This is a genomic window from Chryseobacterium sp. GP-SGM7, assembly GCF_049166575.1.
Classification (GTDB): Bacteria; Bacteroidota; Bacteroidia; order Flavobacteriales; family Weeksellaceae; genus Chryseobacterium.
The window spans coordinates 231,646-253,056 of record NZ_JBMHFF010000003.1 but is presented as its reverse complement, the minus strand read 5'-3'; the positions used below and the strand labels follow the sequence as shown (position 1 = coordinate 253,056).

Annotated in this window: 23 protein-coding genes, 1 pseudogene and 1 riboswitch; of the genes and pseudogenes, 9 read left to right on the top strand and 15 right to left on the bottom strand. The window is 31.7% G+C overall.

Annotated features, from left to right (window positions below; translation table 11 throughout):
- The first annotated feature begins 14 nt into the window (after positions 1-14).
- Genes ACOOWA_RS13585 through ACOOWA_RS13570 form a run of 4 tightly spaced genes read left to right on the top strand, consistent with a single transcriptional unit; the run spans position 15 to position 3,323 of the window.
- On the top strand, positions 15-749 hold the full coding sequence (locus ACOOWA_RS13585; RefSeq protein WP_421375985.1) for a tetratricopeptide repeat protein: 735 nt from the start codon (positions 15-17) through the stop codon (positions 747-749).
- Complete coding sequence (locus ACOOWA_RS13580; protein WP_421375983.1) at positions 749-2,479, top strand: hypothetical protein; 1,731 nt, start codon at positions 749-751, stop codon at positions 2,477-2,479. The genes ACOOWA_RS13585 and ACOOWA_RS13580 overlap by 1 nt, the downstream gene beginning before the upstream one ends.
- Positions 2,480-2,522: 43 nt before the next feature.
- Positions 2,523-3,125 carry a MarC family protein gene (locus ACOOWA_RS13575; RefSeq protein ID WP_421375981.1) on the top strand — a complete coding sequence of 201 codons (603 nt, stop codon included), beginning with the start codon at positions 2,523-2,525 and terminating at the stop codon, positions 3,123-3,125.
- A 3-nt stretch (positions 3,126-3,128) separates the two neighbouring features.
- Positions 3,129-3,323 (top strand): hypothetical protein, encoded by a 195-nt coding sequence (locus ACOOWA_RS13570; protein ID WP_066681436.1) that lies wholly within the window; start codon positions 3,129-3,131, stop codon positions 3,321-3,323.
- A gap of 142 nt (positions 3,324-3,465) precedes the next feature.
- Here the strand turns inward: ACOOWA_RS13570 and ACOOWA_RS13565 are convergent, their stop codons facing one another.
- The 10 genes from ACOOWA_RS13565 to ACOOWA_RS13520 all read right to left on the bottom strand — a co-directional run bounded on the left by ACOOWA_RS13565 (position 3,466) and on the right by ACOOWA_RS13520 (position 12,153).
- The gene (locus ACOOWA_RS13565; RefSeq protein WP_421375979.1) at positions 3,466-4,440 is read right to left on the bottom strand and encodes a chorismate-binding protein; all 975 of its coding nucleotides are present in this window, start codon (positions 4,438-4,440) and stop codon (positions 3,466-3,468) included.
- 24 nt (positions 4,441-4,464) lie between these two features.
- The gene (locus ACOOWA_RS13560) at positions 4,465-5,349 is read right to left on the bottom strand and encodes an outer membrane beta-barrel protein (RefSeq protein ID WP_421375977.1); all 885 of its coding nucleotides are present in this window, start codon (positions 5,347-5,349) and stop codon (positions 4,465-4,467) included.
- A 13-nt stretch (positions 5,350-5,362) separates the two neighbouring features.
- Positions 5,363-6,448 (bottom strand): RNA polymerase sigma factor, encoded by a 1,086-nt coding sequence (locus tag ACOOWA_RS13555; RefSeq protein WP_421375975.1) that lies wholly within the window; start codon positions 6,446-6,448, stop codon positions 5,363-5,365.
- Positions 6,449-7,459: a hypothetical protein gene (locus ACOOWA_RS13550; RefSeq protein WP_421375973.1), complete on the bottom strand. Its 1,011-nt coding sequence runs from the start codon at positions 7,457-7,459 to the stop codon at positions 6,449-6,451.
- A 51-nt stretch (positions 7,460-7,510) separates the two neighbouring features.
- Entirely contained in the window at positions 7,511-7,978 is a 468-nt protein-coding gene (locus ACOOWA_RS13545) for a hypothetical protein (protein WP_421375971.1), read from the bottom strand.
- 63 nt (positions 7,979-8,041) lie between these two features.
- A complete protein-coding gene (locus ACOOWA_RS13540) occupies positions 8,042-8,503 on the bottom strand; it encodes a hypothetical protein (protein ID WP_421375969.1) in 462 nt (153 codons plus the stop codon).
- A 189-nt stretch (positions 8,504-8,692) separates the two neighbouring features.
- A complete protein-coding gene (locus ACOOWA_RS13535; RefSeq protein ID WP_421375967.1) occupies positions 8,693-9,127 on the bottom strand; it encodes a PaaI family thioesterase in 435 nt (144 codons plus the stop codon).
- A 55-nt stretch (positions 9,128-9,182) separates the two neighbouring features.
- The gene (locus tag ACOOWA_RS13530; protein ID WP_421375965.1) at positions 9,183-9,788 is read right to left on the bottom strand and encodes a 1-acyl-sn-glycerol-3-phosphate acyltransferase; all 606 of its coding nucleotides are present in this window, start codon (positions 9,786-9,788) and stop codon (positions 9,183-9,185) included.
- A 308-nt stretch (positions 9,789-10,096) separates the two neighbouring features.
- Positions 10,097-11,812: a PspC domain-containing protein gene (locus ACOOWA_RS13525; protein ID WP_421375963.1), complete on the bottom strand. Its 1,716-nt coding sequence runs from the start codon at positions 11,810-11,812 to the stop codon at positions 10,097-10,099.
- 11 nt (positions 11,813-11,823) lie between these two features.
- Positions 11,824-12,153: a PadR family transcriptional regulator gene (locus ACOOWA_RS13520; protein ID WP_421375961.1), complete on the bottom strand. Its 330-nt coding sequence runs from the start codon at positions 12,151-12,153 to the stop codon at positions 11,824-11,826.
- A 276-nt stretch (positions 12,154-12,429) separates the two neighbouring features.
- Here ACOOWA_RS13520 and ACOOWA_RS13515 point away from each other — a divergent pair, with 276 nt between their 5' ends.
- The 3 genes from ACOOWA_RS13515 to ACOOWA_RS13505 all read left to right on the top strand — a co-directional run bounded on the left by ACOOWA_RS13515 (position 12,430) and on the right by ACOOWA_RS13505 (position 14,415).
- Positions 12,430-13,095, top strand: a complete 666-nt coding sequence (locus tag ACOOWA_RS13515; protein WP_421375959.1) for an XAC2610-related protein — start codon at positions 12,430-12,432, stop codon at positions 13,093-13,095.
- Positions 13,095-13,685: an HD domain-containing protein gene (locus ACOOWA_RS13510; protein ID WP_421375957.1), complete on the top strand. Its 591-nt coding sequence runs from the start codon at positions 13,095-13,097 to the stop codon at positions 13,683-13,685. The genes ACOOWA_RS13515 and ACOOWA_RS13510 overlap by 1 nt, the downstream gene beginning before the upstream one ends.
- A gap of 139 nt (positions 13,686-13,824) precedes the next feature.
- The gene (locus ACOOWA_RS13505; protein WP_421375955.1) at positions 13,825-14,415 is read left to right on the top strand and encodes a DUF6624 domain-containing protein; all 591 of its coding nucleotides are present in this window, start codon (positions 13,825-13,827) and stop codon (positions 14,413-14,415) included.
- A gap of 172 nt (positions 14,416-14,587) precedes the next feature.
- On the opposite strand, the gene ACOOWA_RS13500 is transcribed toward ACOOWA_RS13505, so the two are convergent.
- The 5 genes from ACOOWA_RS13500 to ACOOWA_RS13480 form a co-directional block, all read right to left on the bottom strand.
- Positions 14,588-14,971, bottom strand: coding sequence for an acyl-CoA thioesterase (locus ACOOWA_RS13500; protein WP_421375953.1), 384 nt, complete (start codon positions 14,969-14,971; stop codon positions 14,588-14,590).
- Positions 14,972-15,083: 112 nt separating this feature from the next.
- Positions 15,084-15,268, bottom strand: a riboswitch (cobalamin riboswitch).
- Between the two features lie 78 nt (positions 15,269-15,346).
- On the bottom strand, positions 15,347-16,144 hold the full coding sequence (locus ACOOWA_RS13495; protein ID WP_421375951.1) for a hypothetical protein: 798 nt from the start codon (positions 16,142-16,144) through the stop codon (positions 15,347-15,349).
- 32 nt (positions 16,145-16,176) lie between these two features.
- Positions 16,177-16,839, bottom strand: coding sequence for an ATP-binding cassette domain-containing protein (locus ACOOWA_RS13490; RefSeq protein ID WP_421375949.1), 663 nt, complete (start codon positions 16,837-16,839; stop codon positions 16,177-16,179).
- A 337-nt stretch (positions 16,840-17,176) separates the two neighbouring features.
- On the bottom strand, positions 17,177-17,665 hold the full coding sequence (locus ACOOWA_RS13485; protein WP_421375947.1) for a YcxB family protein: 489 nt from the start codon (positions 17,663-17,665) through the stop codon (positions 17,177-17,179).
- 5 nt (positions 17,666-17,670) lie between these two features.
- The gene (locus tag ACOOWA_RS13480; protein WP_421375945.1) at positions 17,671-19,818 is read right to left on the bottom strand and encodes an endonuclease MutS2; all 2,148 of its coding nucleotides are present in this window, start codon (positions 19,816-19,818) and stop codon (positions 17,671-17,673) included.
- Positions 19,819-20,052: 234 nt separating this feature from the next.
- On the opposite strand from ACOOWA_RS13480, the pseudogene ACOOWA_RS13475 reads away from it, so the two are divergent.
- Both ACOOWA_RS13475 and ACOOWA_RS13470 read left to right on the top strand, forming a co-directional pair.
- Positions 20,053-20,559, top strand: a pseudogene (locus tag ACOOWA_RS13475) (GNAT family N-acetyltransferase).
- Positions 20,560-20,608: 49 nt separating this feature from the next.
- The gene (locus tag ACOOWA_RS13470) at positions 20,609-21,403 is read left to right on the top strand and encodes a hypothetical protein (protein WP_421375943.1); all 795 of its coding nucleotides are present in this window, start codon (positions 20,609-20,611) and stop codon (positions 21,401-21,403) included.
- Positions 21,404-21,411 lie beyond the last annotated feature (8 nt).

Sequence of the window (21,411 nt, the reverse complement as noted above, 5' to 3'; positions counted from 1 at the left end):
TAATTTTGCAAGAGATGAATACTAAAATTGTATTTTTAGCGTTGATATTTATTTTTTCGTTCTCAGGTACATTATTTGGGCAGGAAAGCTACAAGACTTTGGTCTACGAAGGCAACAAAAAATTTAACGCTAATGATTACGATGGTGCTTCTTCAAAATTTATGGAGGCTATAAAATCTAATTCTAATGATTTTACGGCGCACTATAATTTAGGAAATGCTTTGTATAAAAGAAAAATGTATCAGGATGCGAAAGAAGAATATGCAAAAGCAGAAAAACTTTCTCAGACTTTACCCGATAAAGCTGCGGCGCTTCATAATTTGGGAAATACAATGATGCAGATGAATCAGCATGAGAAAGCGGCAGATTATTATAAACAGTCTCTCAAACAAGATCCTTACAATGAGGCAACAAGGAAAAACTACGAAATTGCCAAGCTGAAACAACTGGAAAAAGAGAGAAATAAAAGTCAGCAAAATGACAAATCCGGTAAAAACGGAGGCGGCGAAAACCAAAACAAAGGCGAGAAAGGCGATTCTAAAAACGAAAAAAAGAATCAGGGAAACGGTCCTCAACAAGATAAAGGACAAGACGATAAGTCTAAAGGAAAAGGCGGAGGCGGAAAACTTCCGAAAGAATTAGAAAAAGCTATTTTAGATAGTATTGAAGGCAGAGAAAAGAAAACTGCCAAAAGAATTATAAATAAAGGATCTTATTCAAAGCCGCAAAGCAACGAGAAAGATTGGTGATGACACAAAAAATTATTTACGTTTTGCTTACTCTTGTATCTGTAATTTCTTACGGACAGGTACAATTTACTATGAAATCGGATAAAACTGATTATAGTGGTAAAGAAATCGTAAACCTTACCATTGTTTTAGAATTAAACGGTGATTTGATTCAGCAAAGTAAACTCCAACTTCCAGATTTATCAAAGTTCAATATGATTGGTAACGGATCTTTCAGCCAGGCTGTAAGAGATCCCGAAACGAACACTGCAGTAGACCAATACGTTACGAGAATTGCACTTGAACCTAAACAAAAAGGGAAAATAAAAGTTGGTTCCGTATTGGTTACAATCAATAACAAAATCTATAAGACTGAACCTTTTGATATTTTCATAAAAGATATTGAGAAAAAACCAATAGCAAATGCTTCCAATGATATTTATCTGAACATGGAAATTGAAGATCGTGAAATCTATCAGGATCAGCCAACAATAGCAGTTTTACGGGTTTATTCTAAAAGCATTGACAATCTTAGAAAGGTAAAAAACATCAGACTTCCTGCGCAGGATAATATCAATGTACATCCTGTTAACTTTAAAAGATCAGAAATAGATCCTTCAGGATATGCCAATATGGCATCACAGGTTTTGGCGGTGTTTATGGTTTTTCCCAATGAAACAGGTTATGTAGAAGTTCCGGCTGTTTCAGCTTCTGTGAATACATTTTCTGTTAAAAGTAAAATTGCGTCTAATAAGGTAAAACTTAATGTAAAAAAACTTCCGGAAGGTTCTCCCGAATCTTTCAAAAACGCGGTTGGTAATTTCAAAGTGGATGTTTTCCATTCTTCAAAAGATAAAGTTGAGGCAAAAAAGCCTGTTAATGTTACGGTAAAAGTTTCCGGTGAAGGAAACCTTGCAGATATGAGTCTGCCAAAAATTGAAGAATCACCAGATTATGATGTTTTTGCACCAAGAATAATTTCTCACGTAAGTACAGGGATTTCAGGAATGAAAGGTGAGATTTTAGCTAGATATATTTTGATTCCTAAAAAAGCTGGAGATTTAATTGTAAAAACTGAACCTTTTGCTTTTTTCAATCCTGCCGAAAAAGAATATGTAAATCTTGGACAGGAAAAACTTGATCTAACTGCGTTTTCACATGATGAAGTGTTAGAAGCGAGATCTACTGTTGAAAAAGTAAACGATTATACAAACACTTTGCTGGAAACCGTTGACAGTCCCGTTTTGAAGACTACATCTTTTAAAGTAAAAGAAAAAAATAAATTCAACTGGAATGTACTTTTTATTAATGTCGCAATATTATTGGGATTATTTGTTGCCTATATCGTGTTTAAATATTGGCAAAAAAACAGGAATATTGCTAAAGAAAAACCAACTCCAAAATCTTTGGGTTCTGTAGCAGAAACCGAAAGAGAAATAAGAGAAAGTTTAAAAACAGATATTACTGATTATTTTGCCTATCTAGAAAATCTTAAAACTTCAGGAGATTATCCTAAGTTTTTTGAAACGTTTGAGGAAATGGATTTAGAAGTCAGAAAGCAGTATTTTCAAAGCTCCAAAGACGATTTTAAACAATTTCTGGAAAGACATAACGGAAGTTCTGTTGCAGAAAATTATCAGGAACTCCTACAGAAAGTTGAAATAGAGAAATATTCTCCGCTTACGTTAGAAGATTCTTTAAATGACTTATTGACGGATATCGTTAAATTATATTCTGTAATTAGTAAATAATCATTTTTTATTCATAATTTTGCGAAATTAATAATCGTAAGATATGGAGGTTTTCAATAGTTTCTCTTTAAAGGAAGTAATTACCAGTTTTATGGTACTTTTTGCAGTAATCGATATTATTGGTTCGGTTCCGATTGTGGTAAGTCTACAGCAGAAATTCGGACAAATTGAAGCGGGGAGAGCATCAATTACAGCCGGATTGATTATGATTGTATTTCTTTTTGTTGGAAATAAAATTTTGAAATTTATTGGTGTTGATGTTAATTCATTTGCCATTGCAGGGGCTTTTGTTATTTTTATTATTGCCCTTGAAATGATTTTAGGAATTGAAATCAACAAAACCACAGAAGCAAAATCTGCATCTATTGTTCCTATTGCATTTCCTTTGGTTGCAGGAGCGGGAACTTTAACGACAACACTGTCTTTAAGAGCAGAGTTTCATGATATTAACATAATTTGTGGCATCATTCTCAACACAATTTTCGTATATTTGGTGCTGAAATCTGCGAAGTGGATTGAGAAGAAAATGGGAGAAGCATCTTTGGCGATTCTTCAGAAAGTTTTCGGAATTATTCTACTGGCAATTTCAATTAAATTATTTACCGCAAATTTTGCGCAGTTGGTGCAGAATTATATAAATTTTTAGATCATGCAGAAGTTTTATAAAGTATTTTTAATCGTATTTGTCGTAATTATAGCAATCAATACGTATGCAATAGACTGGAATTCAGATATTACATCTGAAGATAATGTTAAATTTTTAATCTCAATCGCTTGCGGACTTTTAGGAGTAGGTTTACTTTTCATCCTAAATACTTGGAGTAAAATCGGAGCAAAGAAGTAATTCTTTTAGACATAAAATAAAAACCTCTTTCGTACTGAAAGAGGTTTTTATTTGAATAAGATTAAGGGAATCTCATTCCTTTATTGATTGCAAAATGATTATTGGTAAAGGTTTAAAACTAATGTTTTATATTTTTAGAAAATTATTCTAAAACCAGATTTTTCAATACCGCTTCAGATTTAAGTTCTGTTTCATTCCATTCTTTTTCCGGATTGCTTTGAGCGGTAATTCCACCGCCTACAAAGAGATGAACTGAGTTTTTATATAATCTTGCGCAACGAAGATTCACAAAATACTGAATGTAATCATCGGTTTCAATTTTGATGTAACCGGCATATAATTCTCTGGGGAATTTTTCAGTTTTCTCAATAATTTCCTTACAAAAATCTTTAGGAATTCCACAAACTGCGGGAGTTGGATGAAGTTCCTGAATGATAAGATCTAAATCTTCAGGATTAATTTTAATTTTAAAATCTGTTTTTAAATGTTTAATATTTCCCGAAATATGATCGTACGTATCCGATTCCTGAATTGAATTTGAACCGTTATATTTTTCTAAAATATTTCTGATATAGCTTGAAACCGGCTTCTGTTCTTCAATTTCTTTCTCCGTCCATTCTTCGGAAACGGGAATTGTTCCTGCAATACTCATTGTTTCAAACTCATGCGTTGACTTATTGAATTTTCCTAAAACTTCTGAAAATGCGCCCATCCACGAAGTTTTGCCATCAAAAAACAGATATTTGAATGCGTTTGGATAGTTTTTGCAAAGATTGAGAAAGCTACCTTTTAAGTCAATTTCATTAAAGTCTCTGATGATTTTTCTTCTTGAAAGAACTAATTTTGGAAGATTATATTCTTTAATAATTTCAATTACATCGTTTAGTTTCTGAAGATATTCTTCTTTGTTTTCAGCAATAAACTGAGTTTTATCTTCAGGTAAAATTTCCGAACTGATTTCTAAATTTTCAAATTCCGATTGGTCTTTCTCTATGATTTTTCCTGAAATTGAAATATCTTCAGAATTATTGAATGAATAAAAATTAATAGAATTTATATCTGAATTTTCTTCAGTTGTGTAGAGCTTTTCGTCAACTGGAAATTTGAAATAAATCATAATTTTTGAGCTTTAAGAAAGCCATTATTTAGAAATAAAATAAGAGATTCCTAAACTGATTTTCCTTTCAACAAAGGTATTATTAGTCTTAAAAATATCAAAATCAAATGAAGAGTTTTTTAATGAAAGATTCCTGATTTTGTAATGTTGATATTCTGCTTCAACTAAAAAACGCTTGAAAACCCGATATTGCAGACCAAAAGAAAATCCGAAATTGATTTGATTGCTTTTAAAATCATCGAGTTTATTTAAAACATTGTTTTCAGGAACTAAAAACTGCATTTTATAGACGTTTTTATTAGCTAAAAAACCGACAAAAGGACGGAAATTTCTCCATTCATAAACTGCTTTCAACTGTAAAACATATTCAAAATGTTTATTGTTAAATCTTTGAAAAAGCAAAGGTTGATCGTCTTCCGAAAAGTAAAATCCGTCGAGATAAGTTTCTTCTTTATTGGCATCTAAATCAAATGTAGAATTCCATCGGGATATGCTTGCAGAAAGCATCAAATGAAAATTGGGATTGATGATACTTTTCGAAATCCAGATTCCCAAATTTTGTCCGAATTGTAGATTTTTGTCTGATAAATTTTCTGCCCAACTTGCCTTTTTAAAGCCAATTCCAGCCTGAATTCCGAACTGAAATTTATTGTTTGAATTTTTTTTTACTAGTTCTTCAAGTTCTTCTTTGTTGGTGTTTTGCTGAATATTTTTTATCTCTTTTTCCTGAATTTCAAGAGAGGAAAACATCAGATTTCCAGGTTTCAATCTGACTGCTTTTTCAAGATAAATCGTATCGTAAACAATTACTTTTTCATAAATGTAAACGGTGTCTCTTTTTTTACGCTGAGCAAAAACGGAAATGATAAAAACGAGCAAAAAGAGGAAAATGACTTTTCTTAAAAGCATGGTTGATTGAGTTTTATCTTTCTATAAAAATAGTGTCTCTCTGAATGATTTTCTTTACAATAATTACTTTGTGAGAAGCTGTTTCAGAAGAATCTTTATTGAATTTAATTCTTGAAGATACTGAGTTTTTTGCTGCAATGGAAGTTTTTTCTGTGTTTAAATTTTCGTTGATTTCAATGTTTGGGTTTTGACTAATTCCTTCATTTTTTAAACCCTTCTCTAAAGCTTTATTATTGTCTTGATTTCCTGCAACTAAAACACTGTTTTTATTTGATCCGGAAGAAACAATACTCAAATTTTCTTTTGTAAAAGCGTGATTTTTAGGACTGAAAAATAAAATGGACCCGACAATAATAATGAAGAAGGTCGTTCCAATAATCGCTTTTTCTTTCCAATGATTTTTACTTGAAGAAAATATAATTGCATTACTATTTATGTCTGAAGGAATTTCAAAATTCTGTGCTGTAGGAATTTTAAAATCTGAAAACTTAGACTGAAGAGTTTGCGCCCATAATAAGTTACCAAAACCTAAGAAAATTAAAATCTGTGCAGTTTTGTTTTTCGAAGATTCTTTATTCACAAAATGAGCAAGCAAATAATTCTGAACCGATTTTCTGGCCCTCATTAAATGTGATTTTGAAGTATTAACAGGAATCTCCAAAATACCCGAAATTTCCGCATGAGAATAGTTTTCGATATAATATAAATTGAAAACAGACTTGTGATGAGAAGGCAAACTGTCGATAGATTTCAACAGTTCTTCCCGTGTAAAATTGTATGCTAAAATGTGTTTTTTTTCGTCTATTGCAGATGTGGTCATTTCGGTCAATGTATCTGGGATTTCTGATGGTTCGGTTGTAATAAAAGTGTCTTTGTTTGTTTTTCGGATAAATTGCAGTGCATTATTAATTGCAATTTTTTTGAGCCATCCAAAAATTGCCTGTTCATCTTTTAACTGATGATTCTTCTGAATTGCCGTCATAAAACTGTCCTGCACAATATCTTCCGCAGTCTGAAGATCTGCGATATATCTGCGACAAATCCCCAAAAGTTTTGGGGAATAGTCGAGGTAGATTTTTTGCCAGTTGAGTTTTTGCATTTAATTTTGAACTACATAAATTGAGTTAAAACTTCCATTGTTTCCACTTATATATTGAGTTTGAACATTATTGATAAATACTTTATATTGTTTTAAAGGTAGCGAAGTTAGTGTACTAAAAGACCTAATCATATACAGATTGTTATTTAATACTTTCATATCTTCAATTCTCTTATATTGTGAATCCACAAAATTTATTGTAATATTATTTTTAAAATACAAATTGTCAATCTCAGCGCTAAATGTATATAAGTCATTTGTATAAGTGTCGAAAATTAATTTAGCAACGCTTAAATTTGGATACAGTGTTGTTGTATTTACAAAACTTAAACTATTATTGTCTGTGTTATAACAATTTAAATTTTTATTATTGTTACTGATAAAAAGATGATGAATTCCGTTATTGTTTTGAGCAAAGTTCTGACCCCACTCACCGCTCAAACTGTTAAATGTATTGTTTTTATAATAACCCGTCGGGCTTCCACAATAAACGGTATTGTTATAAAAATCTATAGACACACGATAAGGAAAAGTAACATTATTTTGTAAAACAGTTTTCACTCCGTTTTTCCAATAACATAAACTATAAATATTAGGTGTTCCAGAACTAATGTTATCAACATATCCTGCAAAAAGTTCTATATTGTTTCTGACTATAAAATCGCTAAAGTAAGCTTTTGAAGTTGAGGGTATTCCCAAGTAGTTTTTTAGATCGTATTTCACATTATTTTTCCAAAAATAATATTCTGTATTGTTTGCAGAAATATATTTGATACCGAAAACATAGATATTATTATTTTCAATAATTATTTTTGAAGCTTGAATATTATCCCCGTTTGATAAATAATTTAAAACATTGTTTTTCCAATAACAGGCTTTGTCGTTTTCGGATCCAGCAACATAAACATCATATGAAGCATTTTTTTGTTCAAGTCCTTCATCTGCATCATTCTCCCTGCAAGAAAACACGAATGTTAATAACAGGATAAACGGTAAAATTAAATTTCGCATGGTTATTCTTTTCTTTAAAGATGAAAAAATATAAAAAAGTTGCAGTAGATTTTAATTGAATATTACAGGTTTTGCAATTTTAGGGATTTTTACGATATGATAAGGCTGTGTAACAACTGATGTAGCATTTCCCTGTAATAATTTTTCTACATCAACTTCAATATTCTGGGAATTTTCATCAACTGTGATAATGTCAACAGAATGCCCACCATTTGGATAAACTTCATCAACGACAAGAATCACCATAAACTGATTAAAATCGATATTGGTTTCTGTAAAACCTGATGAAGGGTGGTTGTTCGGACTGTCGATTTGATTGAGAAAATTATTCCATTGTGTTGTGTTTGTAATCACTGAATTTTGCGGAGTAGCATAAGATGATCCCATAAAATTTCCTTTCCCGATCAACTGAAAGTTAATCTGGTTTTTGCTTTCAATCTGTTCTTCATTATTATCATTACGACATGAAGTTACAATAAGTAAAATGGAGCATAATAAAAGAAGTAAATGTTTTTTCATGATGTATAAATTCAAGGGTTTCTTTATATAGGATGAAAAAATCTAAAAAGGTTGCAGTAGATTTTAATTAAATATTAATGATTTTGGGGTTTTAGGAATTTTCACAATGTGATAAGGTTGAGTGATAAGCGATATTGCATTTCCCTGCAATAATTTTTTTACATGAATATTGATGTACTGAGGATATTCTTCCATTGACGTAATATCGATCGAATGTCCGCCATTATTGTAAATTTCATCCACTACAATAATAACCATGTAATCGTTGAAATCAACGTAGGTTGTTATAAAAGTTGGAGAAGTTTGATGAGTTGTACTGTCTATTTGGTTCAGGAAATTATTCCATTGTATAGAGTTGGTAATAATGGTATTTTGCTGGGGAACATAATTTCCTATCAAATTTCCCTTTCCAATCAACTGAAAGTTAATCTGATTTTTGCCATCAATGTTTTCCTCTTCTTCATTACGACAAGAAATTGAAATAAATAAGATGGAACATAGTAAAAGAAGTAATATTTTTTTCATATCAATATTTTATTAAGAAATGTTATCGCTTGACTTTTTAATAGAAGTTATTCAAAAGTTCTCTTGGCGATTTCATAATGTATAAATTTAAAGTTTTCTTATATAAGATGAAAAAAATAAAAAGATTACGACAAAACATAAAAAAAGACTCAAAATTTTGAGTCTTAGTATTTTATTTGTTTGAATTTCTTATCGGTTGATAATGTTATTCGTCATTGTAGTATGATTAATCAGCTGACCTCTTTCATCACGAATTTCAATTTCAGAAACGTGCATTGTTTTTCCTTTTCTGATAAATCTTGCGACTGCGGTTACCGTTCCGTCTTTTTTACTTCTCAAATGATTAGAGTTGATATTGGTTCCTACCCCAAAAAATTTACTGCCGTCAATAAAAATATTAGAAAGGCTGGAACCCATTGTTTCTGCCAAAACACAGCTTGCTCCGCCGTGCATAATACCAAAAGGCTGGTGAATGTTTGGTGTAACCGGCATTGTTGCAGTCAGAGTTTCGTTTTCCAGATCAATATCGATGAAATTGATTCCAATCGTTTTCGCAAAAGTTTCTTCACCCCAATTGTTGATGAATTCTAATATTTCTTCTTTGGTTTTATCTTTAGTGTACATTTTTTTATGGGTAATAAATAATTGGTAATGAGTAATTTTGCTTATTGCTTATTGCTTATTGCTTATTGCTTATTGCTTCCTCTGATTCTCCCGTCAAATTGGGATTCCAGTTGGCAGGAATTTTTGGAACAATATCGTTTTTAATATAATAATCCTGAATTTCCTGCATGACTTCTGCAAAAGTTGCAGTTTCCAATCTTTCGTAAGGAATTTGATAGCCTAAATAAACAATATTTCTCTTAAAATCTCCGGCTGCCAAGACGATAGGAACTTTTGCTGCCAATGCCATGTGATAGAAACCTTTTCTCCACTTCGGAACCCAGCTTCTTGTTCCTTCAGGAGTAATTACCAAGCTGAAATCTTCTTTTTTGAATTCATTAGCTACGAAATTGATCAAGTCATTTTTTTGGCTTCTATCGATACCAATTCCGCCCAAACTTCTTACAGCAGCTCCGTACCAAGCTTTTGTATGAGCGTCTTTAATGATGATTTTCAGTTTCTTTCCTAATTTCCAATAGGCTAAATTTCCCAAAATGTATTCCATATTGTGAGTATGTGGTGCTACAACGAGAATACATCTGTCGAGATTGTTAACATCACCCTGAAGCACAACTTTCCAACCCAAAATTTTCAGTAACAGACTGCCTATCAGTTTTTTCATATTTTATATTTAAAACAAAAAAGTATAACCAAACTTTGGTTATACTCTACAAATATATTGAAATATTGTCGCTCTTAAAATAAACTGCTGATTAAATCTGCGATCTTTACTGCAATTTCTAAAACTACTTGTACCATGGTTTAATTTTTTGTGTTTGTTTTTTATGGAATTTGAATATACGAATATACAAAGATTTTGTTATATAAAACACTTTCTGTTGAAATTTTTTATAAATTTTTGAGAGAAGAAGAGTGTGAATTTCAAACGGTTGTCATTCACTCACACCTTCCGCACTCTCTAAAGTTTAATTATTTGGTTTTAATAGAAAATTCTTTTTTTCCGTCTTTTATTTTAATGTCAACGTCTTTCATTTTATCAATATTCATCTTCATTGTATCCATTATTTTTTTTGCTTCATTTTTTTGATATTTCTTTCCGTTGATAATCACGCTGTCTTTATCATTGTCACTGTATTCTATCGTAGAACCGTTGATTGAGATCTTATTTTTCTCAATACTGATATTTCCGTTTTCATCATCGTTGTCATTATCTTCATCGTTATCGTTGATTCCGTTTCCATCTGCATCACCATCGATACTGATGTCGTCTTTTAATGGAATTACAACGGATGTTTTAGGAATTACCAATTCATAGTCTATATGATAATCTCTGTTTCTGTGATCGTAAGGATATTTGATGTAGTTTGGAAGTAAGATTTTGTTACCAACAATCTCTACAGGAACACTTACATTGAGCGGAATATTATACCCTTTTGCATCTTTTTTAATAATTAAATACGGAGTTGTAATATTTTCTTTTCTTGTCACTTCTACATAGATATGATCTCTGTCGTATACCGATTTTTTATCAGAATAAATATCATCATCATATCCTGTAAAATTCTGAGGAATGGCAATTTGTTTTACATCTACATACAGACTGTCTGAAGTAGTGTTGATGGCAATTTCTTCTACATCTTCTTTATGACCTTTGAAAGCCATTTCTCTTTTTGCCATGCTTACTCCGAAGAATGTTCCCAATCCGATTACTGTTAAGAATAATGCTCCTAAAACCCAACCGATATTTCTCAATTTAGTTTTTGGTGAGAAAATTTTAATACTCAACAAGCTAAAAAGAATAGCCGGAATTAGAGATCCTACAATAATAATTGCTGCCAAAACATTGTACAAACCGTCATCATCAAAGTAAAACTTCATTTCGTTTGCTCCCGGGAAATTTGAATCGATTCCGAAAAGCCCGAATACTACAAATACTCCTATAATGCTTCCAACCGCCATGAATGCGAAGAATCCTCCGATAATATATTTTAAAACATTCCATACTCCGCTTCCTGCGTTGTCAATATAAGGTTTGTTTTCAATGAAAATTTCTCCTGCTCTGGTTGTTGTTTCATTCGCAAATTGTACTATTTTGCCAGATTCTTCCTTTAAATTATCAAAATTGAGTGGTTTACCTTTCATTTTCAAAAAATCTGAAGCTGTAGTAGCGATCGGTAAAATTGCCCAAAGAATGATGTAAAGAAGAGGTACGAATAACATTACGGGAGCTCCGAAACATAAGATAATGAATGCTCCGACCCAGATTAGTCTCATTCCTGTAATATCAATTCCGAAATAAGCTGCTAAACCTGCACAAACTCCGGCGATTTTTTGTCTTTCAGAATCACGGAACAGTTGTTTCTTGTCGCTGTAACTTGTTCCTGAAAAATTAGTTTTTGTATTTTTTTCAGAATAATATGCCTCTTCCTGCTCCTCGATTTTTTCCGGAGACCCGATTTGTGCTATTACTCTTTCTACATCGTTATCATTTATTACTTCACGTTTCCCTAAAGTATCTCTGAAGATTTCAACAATTCTGATCTCGATATCATGAATTACCTCATCGGCTTCAGAAGCATCCATAGAGTTTCTCAGAGCATTAAGATAATCGCTGAGCTTTATATATGCGTGCTCTTCTATTGTAAAAGAAAAACCTGCGAGTCCTATTGAGAGTGTCTTGTTCATAGCTTTTGTTTTTAGTGTTTTTGAATAATTTGGGTTACAGAATCTGTTAATTCTTTCCAGGTGTTTTGTAATTCAGATAAAAACGTTTTGCCTTTTTCTGTAATCTGATAATATTTTCTGGGCGGTCCTCCCGTAGATTCTTCCCATCTGTAGGAGAGAAATTCTCCGTTTTTCAGTCTGGTTAAAAGAGGGTAGAGGGTTCCTTCCACTACATCCAGTTTTCCTTTTTTCAGTTCATCAATCAGGTCAGAAACATACATTTCTCTGTGGTTGATGAGGCTTAAAATACAGAATTCCAGAATCCCTTTTCGCATTTGCGCTTTGGTATTTTCGGTATTCATCTTTAATAGGTTTTGTTAATTAGTTATATAAATTTTCAGCTTTCGGTTCCTAGCTAGTTGAACCTATTCCGATTTTACATTACAAAGATATGTAATTAAAATGGTAATATGCAATACAAAGTAGTGAAATTATTTTAAAATTATATTTAATTAATTGAAAATCAGATGGATAATTTTTAACCTGAATTTTACCTGTTGATTAAATATTAGAAATAAAGTGAAATTTTACATAAATTTCTATATTTGTTACTAACTAAAAACCTAAATTAACTCAAAATGAATTATGGAAAACCACTATTAATCTTAGTATGTTTTGGAATGTTCTGTAACGCTCAAAATTATTTTGAACTGCCGAATGTTTCGAAAACTTACAATGTGATTGCCAATATCGAAAGTTGTGGAGAGAATATATGCAGTGGAAAAACGATGATAGACCTTTACGATAAAGCTACAATGAAGAAATATCAGACTTTATCATCAGCTGATTTTTATTTAGATTTTGATGAAATCAGAAAACCTATTCTCGATTCGTTAAAGAATTCAATCATTTTTGATGATTTTAATTTTGACGGAATTGAGGATGTTGCCGTAAGAAACGGACGAAGCAATAAAAACCCTTTGTATGAAGTTTATACCTATGATTCTGCAAAACAATTTGTTCTGAATGATGATTTTAATGCTTTGATTCGTTCAAATTCAGGAATGTTTAAAACCGATTCCGGGCATCAGAGAATTATTACGAATCAAAAAAATGGCTGCTGTTTGAATCTTAGTTCAGAATATCAGTTTTTTCCATATAAAGGCTTAGTAAAAGTTTTAGAGTTTGAAGAAGACACAAGAGATCCAAAAAAGGTTGTTACCGTAAAAAGAGAATTTATAGATTACAAATGGTTTTCAAAAACCACAACGTATCCCAGAGAACTATATTTTAAAGAAAAATAATGAAAATACAGAAAGAAATAAATTTTATCGTTGCAGTGGATGCACTGAAAAATGTTCAGAGAAGAAATTACAATGCAGATGATTCCAGAAGAGAAAATACAGCCGAACATTCCTGGCAGATTATCATTTTAGCTCAGATTTTATTTCCTTATGCTAAAAACAGAGCCGATATTGATTTGCTGAGAGTCATCAGAATGCTCTCTATTCACGATTTGGTGGAAATTGAAGCAGGAGATACTTTTCTTTTTGACGAAGCTGCAATGGTTGGGAAATTTGATAGAGAAAAACTTTCCGCTCAAAATATTTTTGGGATTTTAGACGAACCGCTGCGCTCAGAATTTTTTAATCTTTGGCTGGAATTTGAACAAGAAGAGACTCCAGATGCTATTTTTGCCTGCGCAATTGATAGAATCATGCCTTTTATTTTAAATTCTCATACCTCCGGAAAAAGCTGGACAGAAGCTAAAGTGACCGAACTGCAAATCAGAAATATGCTGGAAAATGCAATCAGCCGCGCTTCTGATGAATTGGGAGAGGCTTTTCATCATTTTTTAAATCTCAATTTGGAATCGAAAAAGGTTTTAAGATAAATGAAAATCTAAAGCAAATTTTTGTGATTGAACACATCTTTTTTATAAGAGTTTATTCCGACACTTAAAAATAATTCCTATTTTTGTGTTATATTTCAAAAACGGTCAGCCTATTTGGGAATATGACAAAAAAATAGAAATGAAAGTAAAAAAAATATTATTTAGCATATTAATCGCTATTGTTGTAATCATATCGATATTCCTTTATATGAATAAGGATAAATTTGTCTATGTAGGTTCGGTGGATATTATTGAAGTCGATTGCAGCAAAAAACGTCAAATCCTGAGCGAAGTTTTAGAAAGTGACCAACGGATTAGAAAAGCAAATGAACCCATCAAATACGCTAAAGAAGATCACAGGAATCAGGAATTAGTAATCAGCATTATTGAAAAGTGCGGTATGCCTACATTAAAAGAGGTGGATCAAAAACAAATGGATGCAATCTGGTTGGGATTGCAACATAGTAGTAAAGAAATCAGAATAAAGTATTTTCCTTATGTAGAAAAAGCGGTAAAAAATGGAGACTTATCTAAACAACAATACGCATTGATGAAAGACAGGATGTTAATGGACGAAGGAGAACCCCAAATATATGGTTCACAAATAGAAAATGGTAAATTGTATAAATTAGAAAATCCTGAAACTGTAAACGAAAGAAGAAAAGAAATGGGATTGGAACCAATAGAGGATTATTTAAAGTATTTCAATATTAAGTTCAATCCGAATTAACAACACAACATATAATCACATAGACGACTCCTGTCATAATTAAATGGAGTGTGTCTACCGTAATTTAGATTTTATTTAAGGAAAAAGGTTTCAACGAACAGTTAAGTTTTCCGAAACCTTTTAAATAAAGACTGAAAGTGACGAATGGCAGTCAAAAACTACCGCTCATCTATTATAAAATTTGAATTGGTTTCTTAAATTCGTCGATTGCCACAAAAGTAAAATCTCCCACAATCGCCTTTTCTCTTTCGTAAGAGTACATTTGTTCAGTGTAGATTTCTACGTTTACTTTCATACTTGTATTTCCTACTTGAGAAACTCTCCCGATTAATTCTACAATCGTTCCTGCAGGGATTGATCTTTTAAAATCAATTTTATCGCTACTAACGGTTACCACACGTTTTCTCGCAAATCTTGTTGCAGCAATAAAGGCAACTTCATCCATCAATTGCATCGCAGTTCCTCCAAAAAGGGTGTCGTAATGATTGGTTGTATTGGGGAAAACGGCTTTGAAAATTCGGGTTTCCGAGGCTTGAATTCTTTCTTCTGTAGTCATATTTCATTATTAAATTAAAGCGAAAATGAAATACTATAACAATCCACAGAATAATTCGGGAACATAAAATTCCCAAAGAATTATAAGATCAATAAACTTCAAATCGCGAAAGTTTTTGTCTAAAGAAACAGGCAGGTCTCCTGACTTGTAACATCTTTATCCCTTCCCATTTTGTTTAAAACGAAACAGTGGTTTATTATAAAGACTTTGGTTACTTACAGTTGCGCGACAGTACGTGATTTTCACACGATTCCCTTTTAATCTGCGTTAAGCAAAACCCAATTTCCTGAAAAGTAAAAAGCAAAAAGATTTCCTCTGAAAGCTCAATTCTTTTCGGTTGCAAAAGTACTAATAATAAAGGATATTTTCTAAGAATTATTCAGGATTACTGAAAATGATCTGGCTGATTGCTTTGCCTTCTTTAATCGTCCAGAAAGTGGTGTATCTGTTTTCACCGGATCCATTAATCATATAAAGAAAAACATGATCATCGTCCATTGAAGTTACGCCCATGTTTTCAAAATCTTTGGTAGGCTGAAATAAATTTTTTATCCCTTCTCTCACGAAAACTGAACCTCTGCCCGGTTGTTGTACTCGAATAGATTTTATTTCAGTTAAATCTTCAGGAAGCTCTTTGCTGATTCCCCAAGGTTTTTGCTTGTCAATTTTAACGATGTTCCCTTCTGCATCTTTTTCCTGCTTTTTGAATTTTGCGTTGGAAGGATAAATATCAATCACCACTTTTGTTCTCTGGTTTGCCGGAGTTTTAGGATTGTTATTGTCAGTAAAAGTAACAGATCTACCGTTTTTAGATAAAACAGGAGTGAATTTCGGAAGCTGATCGATAAATGCAATCCGGCCTTTGTTTACCATCCCTTCTTTATTAAGACTGTCGTATCTTACAAATGGTTTTGGTAACTCTTCTTTTTCGGGATATTTAATCCAGATCCAGTCGGTTTCTCCCGGAGCGGGTTTTACATAAACAAAAACATCACCTTTTTTCATTCTGATTTTATCAACGATTTTACGGTAGTCTTCTTTGTGTACACGCACCATCGCATAACCATCTTCAGCTTTTACAACACCAAAAGGAACTTTATTCTGTGCATTAATCAACGCAAAAGAAAAAATACTGAATATCGATAAAAAGATTGCTTTGTTTATGAAAGTCATTATAAAGAATATTTGTAGCTCAAAGATATAAATTAAATATTTTTCGGAAGATAATTAAACTGCTTCAATTCTTTTAAATCTTTAACCGGCCTTAAATAACCTTCAGAAAGCAGAAAAAAATCATCAGAAACATCCAAAACATCATGATATTGATGATCTGAAATGATAAAACCTTTATTTTCAGTTTGTTGTTTAATAATTTTTTTTAATTCGGTAATCATTTTTGGTGACAAACTGTGAAATGGCTCATCCAATAAAACAAACTCTGCTCCTGAAAATATAATCAAAAGGGTTTCTATAATTCTTAATTCTCCTCCTGAAAGTGTTTTTGGAGTTTCATTTAAAAAAGGTCGAACAAATTCTACATCAAAAATTTCTGTATTGTTTTTTTCAGTACAAAACAAACCGACAAGACTTTTGATTTTTATATTCTTAGGTAAAAAAGAATGTTGAGGCAAATAAGCAATCTTATTTTTTCTGTCCGACTGATTTCTCAGAATTTCATTATTAAACTTAATAAATTGCGTTTCACCTTTAATAGTTCCAAAAATAATCTGAAATAAAGTTGATTTTCCTGAACCGTTTCGTCCTAAAATTCCGGCAATTTTTCCAGTTTCTAAACTTAAAAAGATGTCTTTCAAAATATCTTTTTCACCAAAAGATTTCGTAATGCTGTCAATGTGAAGTTTACTCATAAAAATGCACTCACAAATTTTAAAATAATTCCCAGTAAAATTGTAATACTCCAAAGTTGTATTCTTGAAAAACCAAAATTTGCATAAAAAAGATATTCGTTTTTTAATCTCATTTCATAAATAAAATAATGCAGCAAGGGAAATATCAAAAGAAAGCACAAACTGAAATTCTGCATTGTCAATCCGAGAGGAAATGAAAGCAGTAAAGAAAACAAAATTCCCGGAATGAGAAGTTTTTTATAAAAAATCCATAAAATTTTTAAACTGATAAGCATTTTCAAAAATAACAATAAAAACAAAAGAGAGTATCCATCAAGGCACTCTCTTTTATTTAATTTTAATCGTTTTTAAGTTTCGATTTTACATTATTTTTCTGAATCATATTTCTAAGTTCTCGAATCTGCACCGTTGTAAAATACTTTTTCGGAACCATGTTCATTGTTAGTTTACTCTGATAAATCAAAAACCAGTCTTTGTTTTCTTTAACTCTGTAAACCGTTTTCCAGATAAAATCACTTTCGAAGGTTTTTCCTTTGGTAGAGATTTTTTCATCAGTAAAAGTGTAAGAAATTTCTTCCTGAATGTTTTTGTTTGAATAAAAAGCATTTTTTAAACTAAAATAAGAACGTACAATGAGAAATATAAGAATGACGATAAACCACATGGAAGCAGATTTTAAAACTTCTTTCGTGTCATTTTCCGCATTGTAAAAATTCAAAATGAAAATTCCAATCAATAATGTTGAAAACAGAATAATTCTTGTTAATGAATTTTTAATGTGAAAATTCAAAAAATCTTTAAATGTAATGTGAGTTTTTACAGTCATCTATACTAAATTCTCTCCAGTTCGTCCGCATCAATCAAGGTTTTAAAGGTTCCGTAATTTACAGTCACTTTATTTCTGGAAATCTTCTCAATCGTTCCCACACTCGTACTTCCTGCAATTCTTACACGTTGCCCGACTTTCATCCAAAGTTCTCTGTCAGATTTACGTTTTTCCTCGATTTTTTCGTTCGTCTCGGTAATTTTTTCAATGACATCTTCTTTTTTCAGCTGTTGTGTTATTTTTCTTTTCACAACCTGAAGACGTTTCGTTTCATCTTTATCTGCTCCTATTTTTCTGAACTTTTCCTGCTCCAGAATCTTCACAAAATCCTTCACCACATCTTTTCGTGATTTTCCTTTTACATAACTGTCGATAAAAGCTTCTATCTTTCCTCCAAACTGAAGTTTTCGATGTTCATCTTCATATAATTTCTGGAAGTTAAAGAGCTTTTGCTGAAGCTGTTCATTTAGTTTTTGCAGATTATCGCGTTTGTCTTCTACAGATTCTTTTCTTTCGGCAAGATCGGTTTTCAGTTTCTCAACCTCGTATTTTTCCTGTTGAAGCTTTACGATGGTTTTATCTAAATTCACAATATCATGTTCCACTTTTTTCTTGGCAGAATGAATGATAAATCTCGGTATTTTATTTTTTTCAGCCACTTCAAATGTAAATGAACTTCCGGCTTGCCCGATTTCCAGCTTATACATTGGTTCCAATGTTTCTTCATTGAAAAGCATGGCTGCATTTTGCGCATTCGGAAGTTCTTCCACCACCAGTTTAATATTGGTATAATGCGTTGTAATAATGGCAAAACTTTTTTTGTCGTAGAAAAACTCAAGGAAACTTTCGGCTAAAGCGCCACCTAATTCAGGATCAGAGCCCGTTCCAAATTCGTCAATCAGTAAAAGCGTATTGGCATCGGCTTCACGAATGATTCCGCCCATTTTCTTTAATCTTGATGAATACGTCGAAAGATGATTTTCAATCGATTGATTATCACCAATATCGGTCATGATTTTATCAAAGAAAAACATCTCAGATTTTGGATGGGTAGGAACTAAAATTCCACTCTGAATCATCAGTTGAAGCAATCCGACAGTTTTTAACGTAATCGATTTTCCGCCCGCATTCGGTCCGGAAATACAGATAATTCTGTTGTGATCTGTTAAGCTTAAAGTTTGGGAGAAAATAGTTTTATTTTCAGCTTTATTTCTTAAAAATAATAAAGGATGAAAAGCTTCTCTTAATTTCAGTGTTCTGTGACGGTTGATTTTGGGTAAAACTCCGTTGATTAATTCTCCGAATTTTGCTTTGGCTCTTGTTAAATCAAGATCAAAAATATACATTTGATATCTCCAAAGCTGAGGTTGAAATTCTGCCAATTCTGCAGTCAGTTTTCTCAGGATTTTGTCGATTTCTTTTTTTTCTTCTTCCTGATCTTCTTTCAGTTTGAAATAATGTTTTACAACAGAATCTGGCTGAATATAAGTAATAGAACCTGTTTTTGATAGTCCTAAAACTCTTCCCGGAACTCTTTTTTTGTACGCTGATTTTACCGCTAAAACTCTTTGATCTTCAATAATGCTTTCCCGGATGTCATCCAGAAAATCGCTTTGTCCGTAATTGAATAAAACTCTGTTGAAATTCTCCTGAATAGCTTTTTTAGCCAGTTGAATTTCGGCTCTCAACGTTTTTAAAATCGGGGAAGCTTCACTTTTTACTTCGCCAAAACGGTTGAAAACTTTATCAACTTTATCAATGATTTCTTTTTTAAATTCAAGCACAGAAACATCCTTTATCAATGTTGGGAAGGTTTCTGGCATGGTTGGGAAAAACTTCTGCAGTTTCCCGATTTGTTCCGTAAGCGTTTTTATTTTTATGAAAGCCACATTTTCCAATCGATAATTTTCGATCAGCATCAATTTTAGTTCACTTTCAATATCTTCATATTCATCAAACGGAATAGCATTTGAACTTTCAAAACTTGATAAATATTCGGAAGTTTTTTTAAGGGAAAGTTCTGCCTCGTCAATTTCCATCGGACGAAGTTGAAGAATTTTATCTCTCGTTTTCGGAGAGTACGCAAAAGGAGAAATTTCCGCGAGCAATTGCGGAAACTCTAATTCGTCTAAATCTTCTTTATTTATATACACAGTGCAAAGATAATTAATTTGAAAATGAAACAATTTGAGAATGTATTTTTAATTTTGAACCATTAAGATTTTATTAAGGAGTTAAGAATATTAAGCACTGCTACGATTTTATCTATCTGCTTTCAAAAAAAATCTATTTGATTTTCCTTAATAAAAACTTAACCTCTTAAATGGTCTTAATGGTTCAATTTAAATATAAAATAACTTCAATAAGGTTTTTATTATATTTGAGATATGAAACTGGAAACCGAAAGATTAATTTTAAAACCCATTGACGAAAGCCACGTTGATGATATTTTAAAAATTCGAAGCAATGAAGTTGTCAATCAGTTTGTCAAAAGAATTCCTCCAAAAACAAATTATGATGCGCTGGATTTTATTTTAACCATCAAAAAAAGGATTGAAAACAAAGAAACGGTTTACTTCGGGATTGCATTTAAAAATCAACCCAATCTTATCGGAACAATTTGTCTCTGGAATTTTTCGGAAGACAGAAAAGAAGCAGAAGTAGGTTATGAATTATTGCCAGAATATCACTGAAGAGGATTAATGTCTGAAGCTTTACAGACGGTTTTAAATTTTGGGTTTAATGATTTACATTTGCAGGAAATTGTTGCGATGACCAATAAGTTTAATGAAAACTCGAAAGGTCTTCTTTTAAAACATAATTTTATTTTGGAAGATAGAAAAGATGAGGGGTTTCCGGATAATTTGGTTTACAGCTTAAAGAACTATTCTTAAGAAGAATTTTTAATATTTCGTATATTTGACTATTAAGAAAAGCCATTTAATGAAAACATGTTTTGTAATTCAACCATTTGATAGAGATAAATTTGATAAAAGATATACTGATGTTTTTGAGCCAGCAATTAAAAACTCTGGTTTTATTCCGTATAGAGTTGATAAAGATGATGCTGTGACAATTCCAATAGAAGATATTGAGCAAAAAATAAAAGAAAGTGATTTATGTTTTGCGGAAATAACTACAGATAATCCAAATGTTTGGTATGAATTAGGATATGCTTTTGCTTGTGGGAAAAATATAGTTATGGTTTGTTCGGAAGAAAGATTAGGAAAATTCCCATTTGATATTCAACATAAATTTATAATTACTTATAAAACAGCATCAATAAGTGATTTTAATGATTTGTCTCAAAGAATTACTAATAAAATTAAAGCACTTGAGAATAAAATTAAAACTATTGAAGTTTTGAGTAATATTCCTGTCCAAGAAATTAAAGGATTGAAAAACCATGAATTTGCGATATTGGTTTTATTGATGGAGAATACATTTTCTAAACAAGAATCTTTTCCAGTTCATATGCTAAAAACAGAGATGAATAAATCTGGTTTTAATGATATGGCTACAAGTGTTGGTATTAGATCTTTAGAAAAACTACAATTTGTAAGCGTTTCGATGGAGGTTGATCAATGGAGTGAATATCCTGTATGTCGATTAAATGAAAATGGGGAAAATTGGATTTTAGATAATCAAGATAAGTTAGATTTTAAAATGACAGAATCTTTCGTAATACAGCATAGCCAAGAGGAGGAAGAAGAAGAGGAAGAAGATTTACCTTTTTAAAATAAATT

Coding starts and splice junctions, on each gene's coding strand:
- ACOOWA_RS13500 (WP_421375953.1), bottom strand. CDS start 14,971: ATGACTACAGAAGAAAGAATTCAAGCCTCGGAAACCCGAATTTTCAAA.
- ACOOWA_RS13505 (WP_421375955.1), top strand. CDS start 13,825: ATGAAAGTAAAAAAAATATTATTTAGCATATTAATCGCTATTGTTGTA.
- ACOOWA_RS13580 (WP_421375983.1), top strand. CDS start 749: ATGACACAAAAAATTATTTACGTTTTGCTTACTCTTGTATCTGTAATT.
- ACOOWA_RS13535 (WP_421375967.1), bottom strand. CDS start 9,127: ATGTACACTAAAGATAAAACCAAAGAAGAAATATTAGAATTCATCAAC.
- ACOOWA_RS13515 (WP_421375959.1), top strand. CDS start 12,430: ATGAATTATGGAAAACCACTATTAATCTTAGTATGTTTTGGAATGTTC.
- ACOOWA_RS13570 (WP_066681436.1), top strand. CDS start 3,129: ATGCAGAAGTTTTATAAAGTATTTTTAATCGTATTTGTCGTAATTATA.
- ACOOWA_RS13510 (WP_421375957.1), top strand. CDS start 13,095: ATGAAAATACAGAAAGAAATAAATTTTATCGTTGCAGTGGATGCACTG.
- ACOOWA_RS13540 (WP_421375969.1), bottom strand. CDS start 8,503: ATGAAAAAAATATTACTTCTTTTACTATGTTCCATCTTATTTATTTCA.
- ACOOWA_RS13560 (WP_421375977.1), bottom strand. CDS start 5,349: ATGCTTTTAAGAAAAGTCATTTTCCTCTTTTTGCTCGTTTTTATCATT.
- ACOOWA_RS13470 (WP_421375943.1), top strand. CDS start 20,609: ATGAAAACATGTTTTGTAATTCAACCATTTGATAGAGATAAATTTGAT.
- ACOOWA_RS13565 (WP_421375979.1), bottom strand. CDS start 4,440: ATGATTTATTTCAAATTTCCAGTTGACGAAAAGCTCTACACAACTGAA.
- ACOOWA_RS13490 (WP_421375949.1), bottom strand. CDS start 16,839: ATGAGTAAACTTCACATTGACAGCATTACGAAATCTTTTGGTGAAAAA.
- ACOOWA_RS13485 (WP_421375947.1), bottom strand. CDS start 17,665: ATGACTGTAAAAACTCACATTACATTTAAAGATTTTTTGAATTTTCAC.
- ACOOWA_RS13530 (WP_421375965.1), bottom strand. CDS start 9,788: ATGAAAAAACTGATAGGCAGTCTGTTACTGAAAATTTTGGGTTGGAAA.
- ACOOWA_RS13575 (WP_421375981.1), top strand. CDS start 2,523: ATGGAGGTTTTCAATAGTTTCTCTTTAAAGGAAGTAATTACCAGTTTT.
- ACOOWA_RS13495 (WP_421375951.1), bottom strand. CDS start 16,144: ATGACTTTCATAAACAAAGCAATCTTTTTATCGATATTCAGTATTTTT.
- ACOOWA_RS13525 (WP_421375963.1), bottom strand. CDS start 11,812: ATGAACAAGACACTCTCAATAGGACTCGCAGGTTTTTCTTTTACAATA.
- ACOOWA_RS13555 (WP_421375975.1), bottom strand. CDS start 6,448: ATGCAAAAACTCAACTGGCAAAAAATCTACCTCGACTATTCCCCAAAA.
- ACOOWA_RS13520 (WP_421375961.1), bottom strand. CDS start 12,153: ATGAATACCGAAAATACCAAAGCGCAAATGCGAAAAGGGATTCTGGAA.
- ACOOWA_RS13585 (WP_421375985.1), top strand. CDS start 15: ATGAATACTAAAATTGTATTTTTAGCGTTGATATTTATTTTTTCGTTC.
- ACOOWA_RS13550 (WP_421375973.1), bottom strand. CDS start 7,459: ATGCGAAATTTAATTTTACCGTTTATCCTGTTATTAACATTCGTGTTT.
- ACOOWA_RS13545 (WP_421375971.1), bottom strand. CDS start 7,978: ATGAAAAAACATTTACTTCTTTTATTATGCTCCATTTTACTTATTGTA.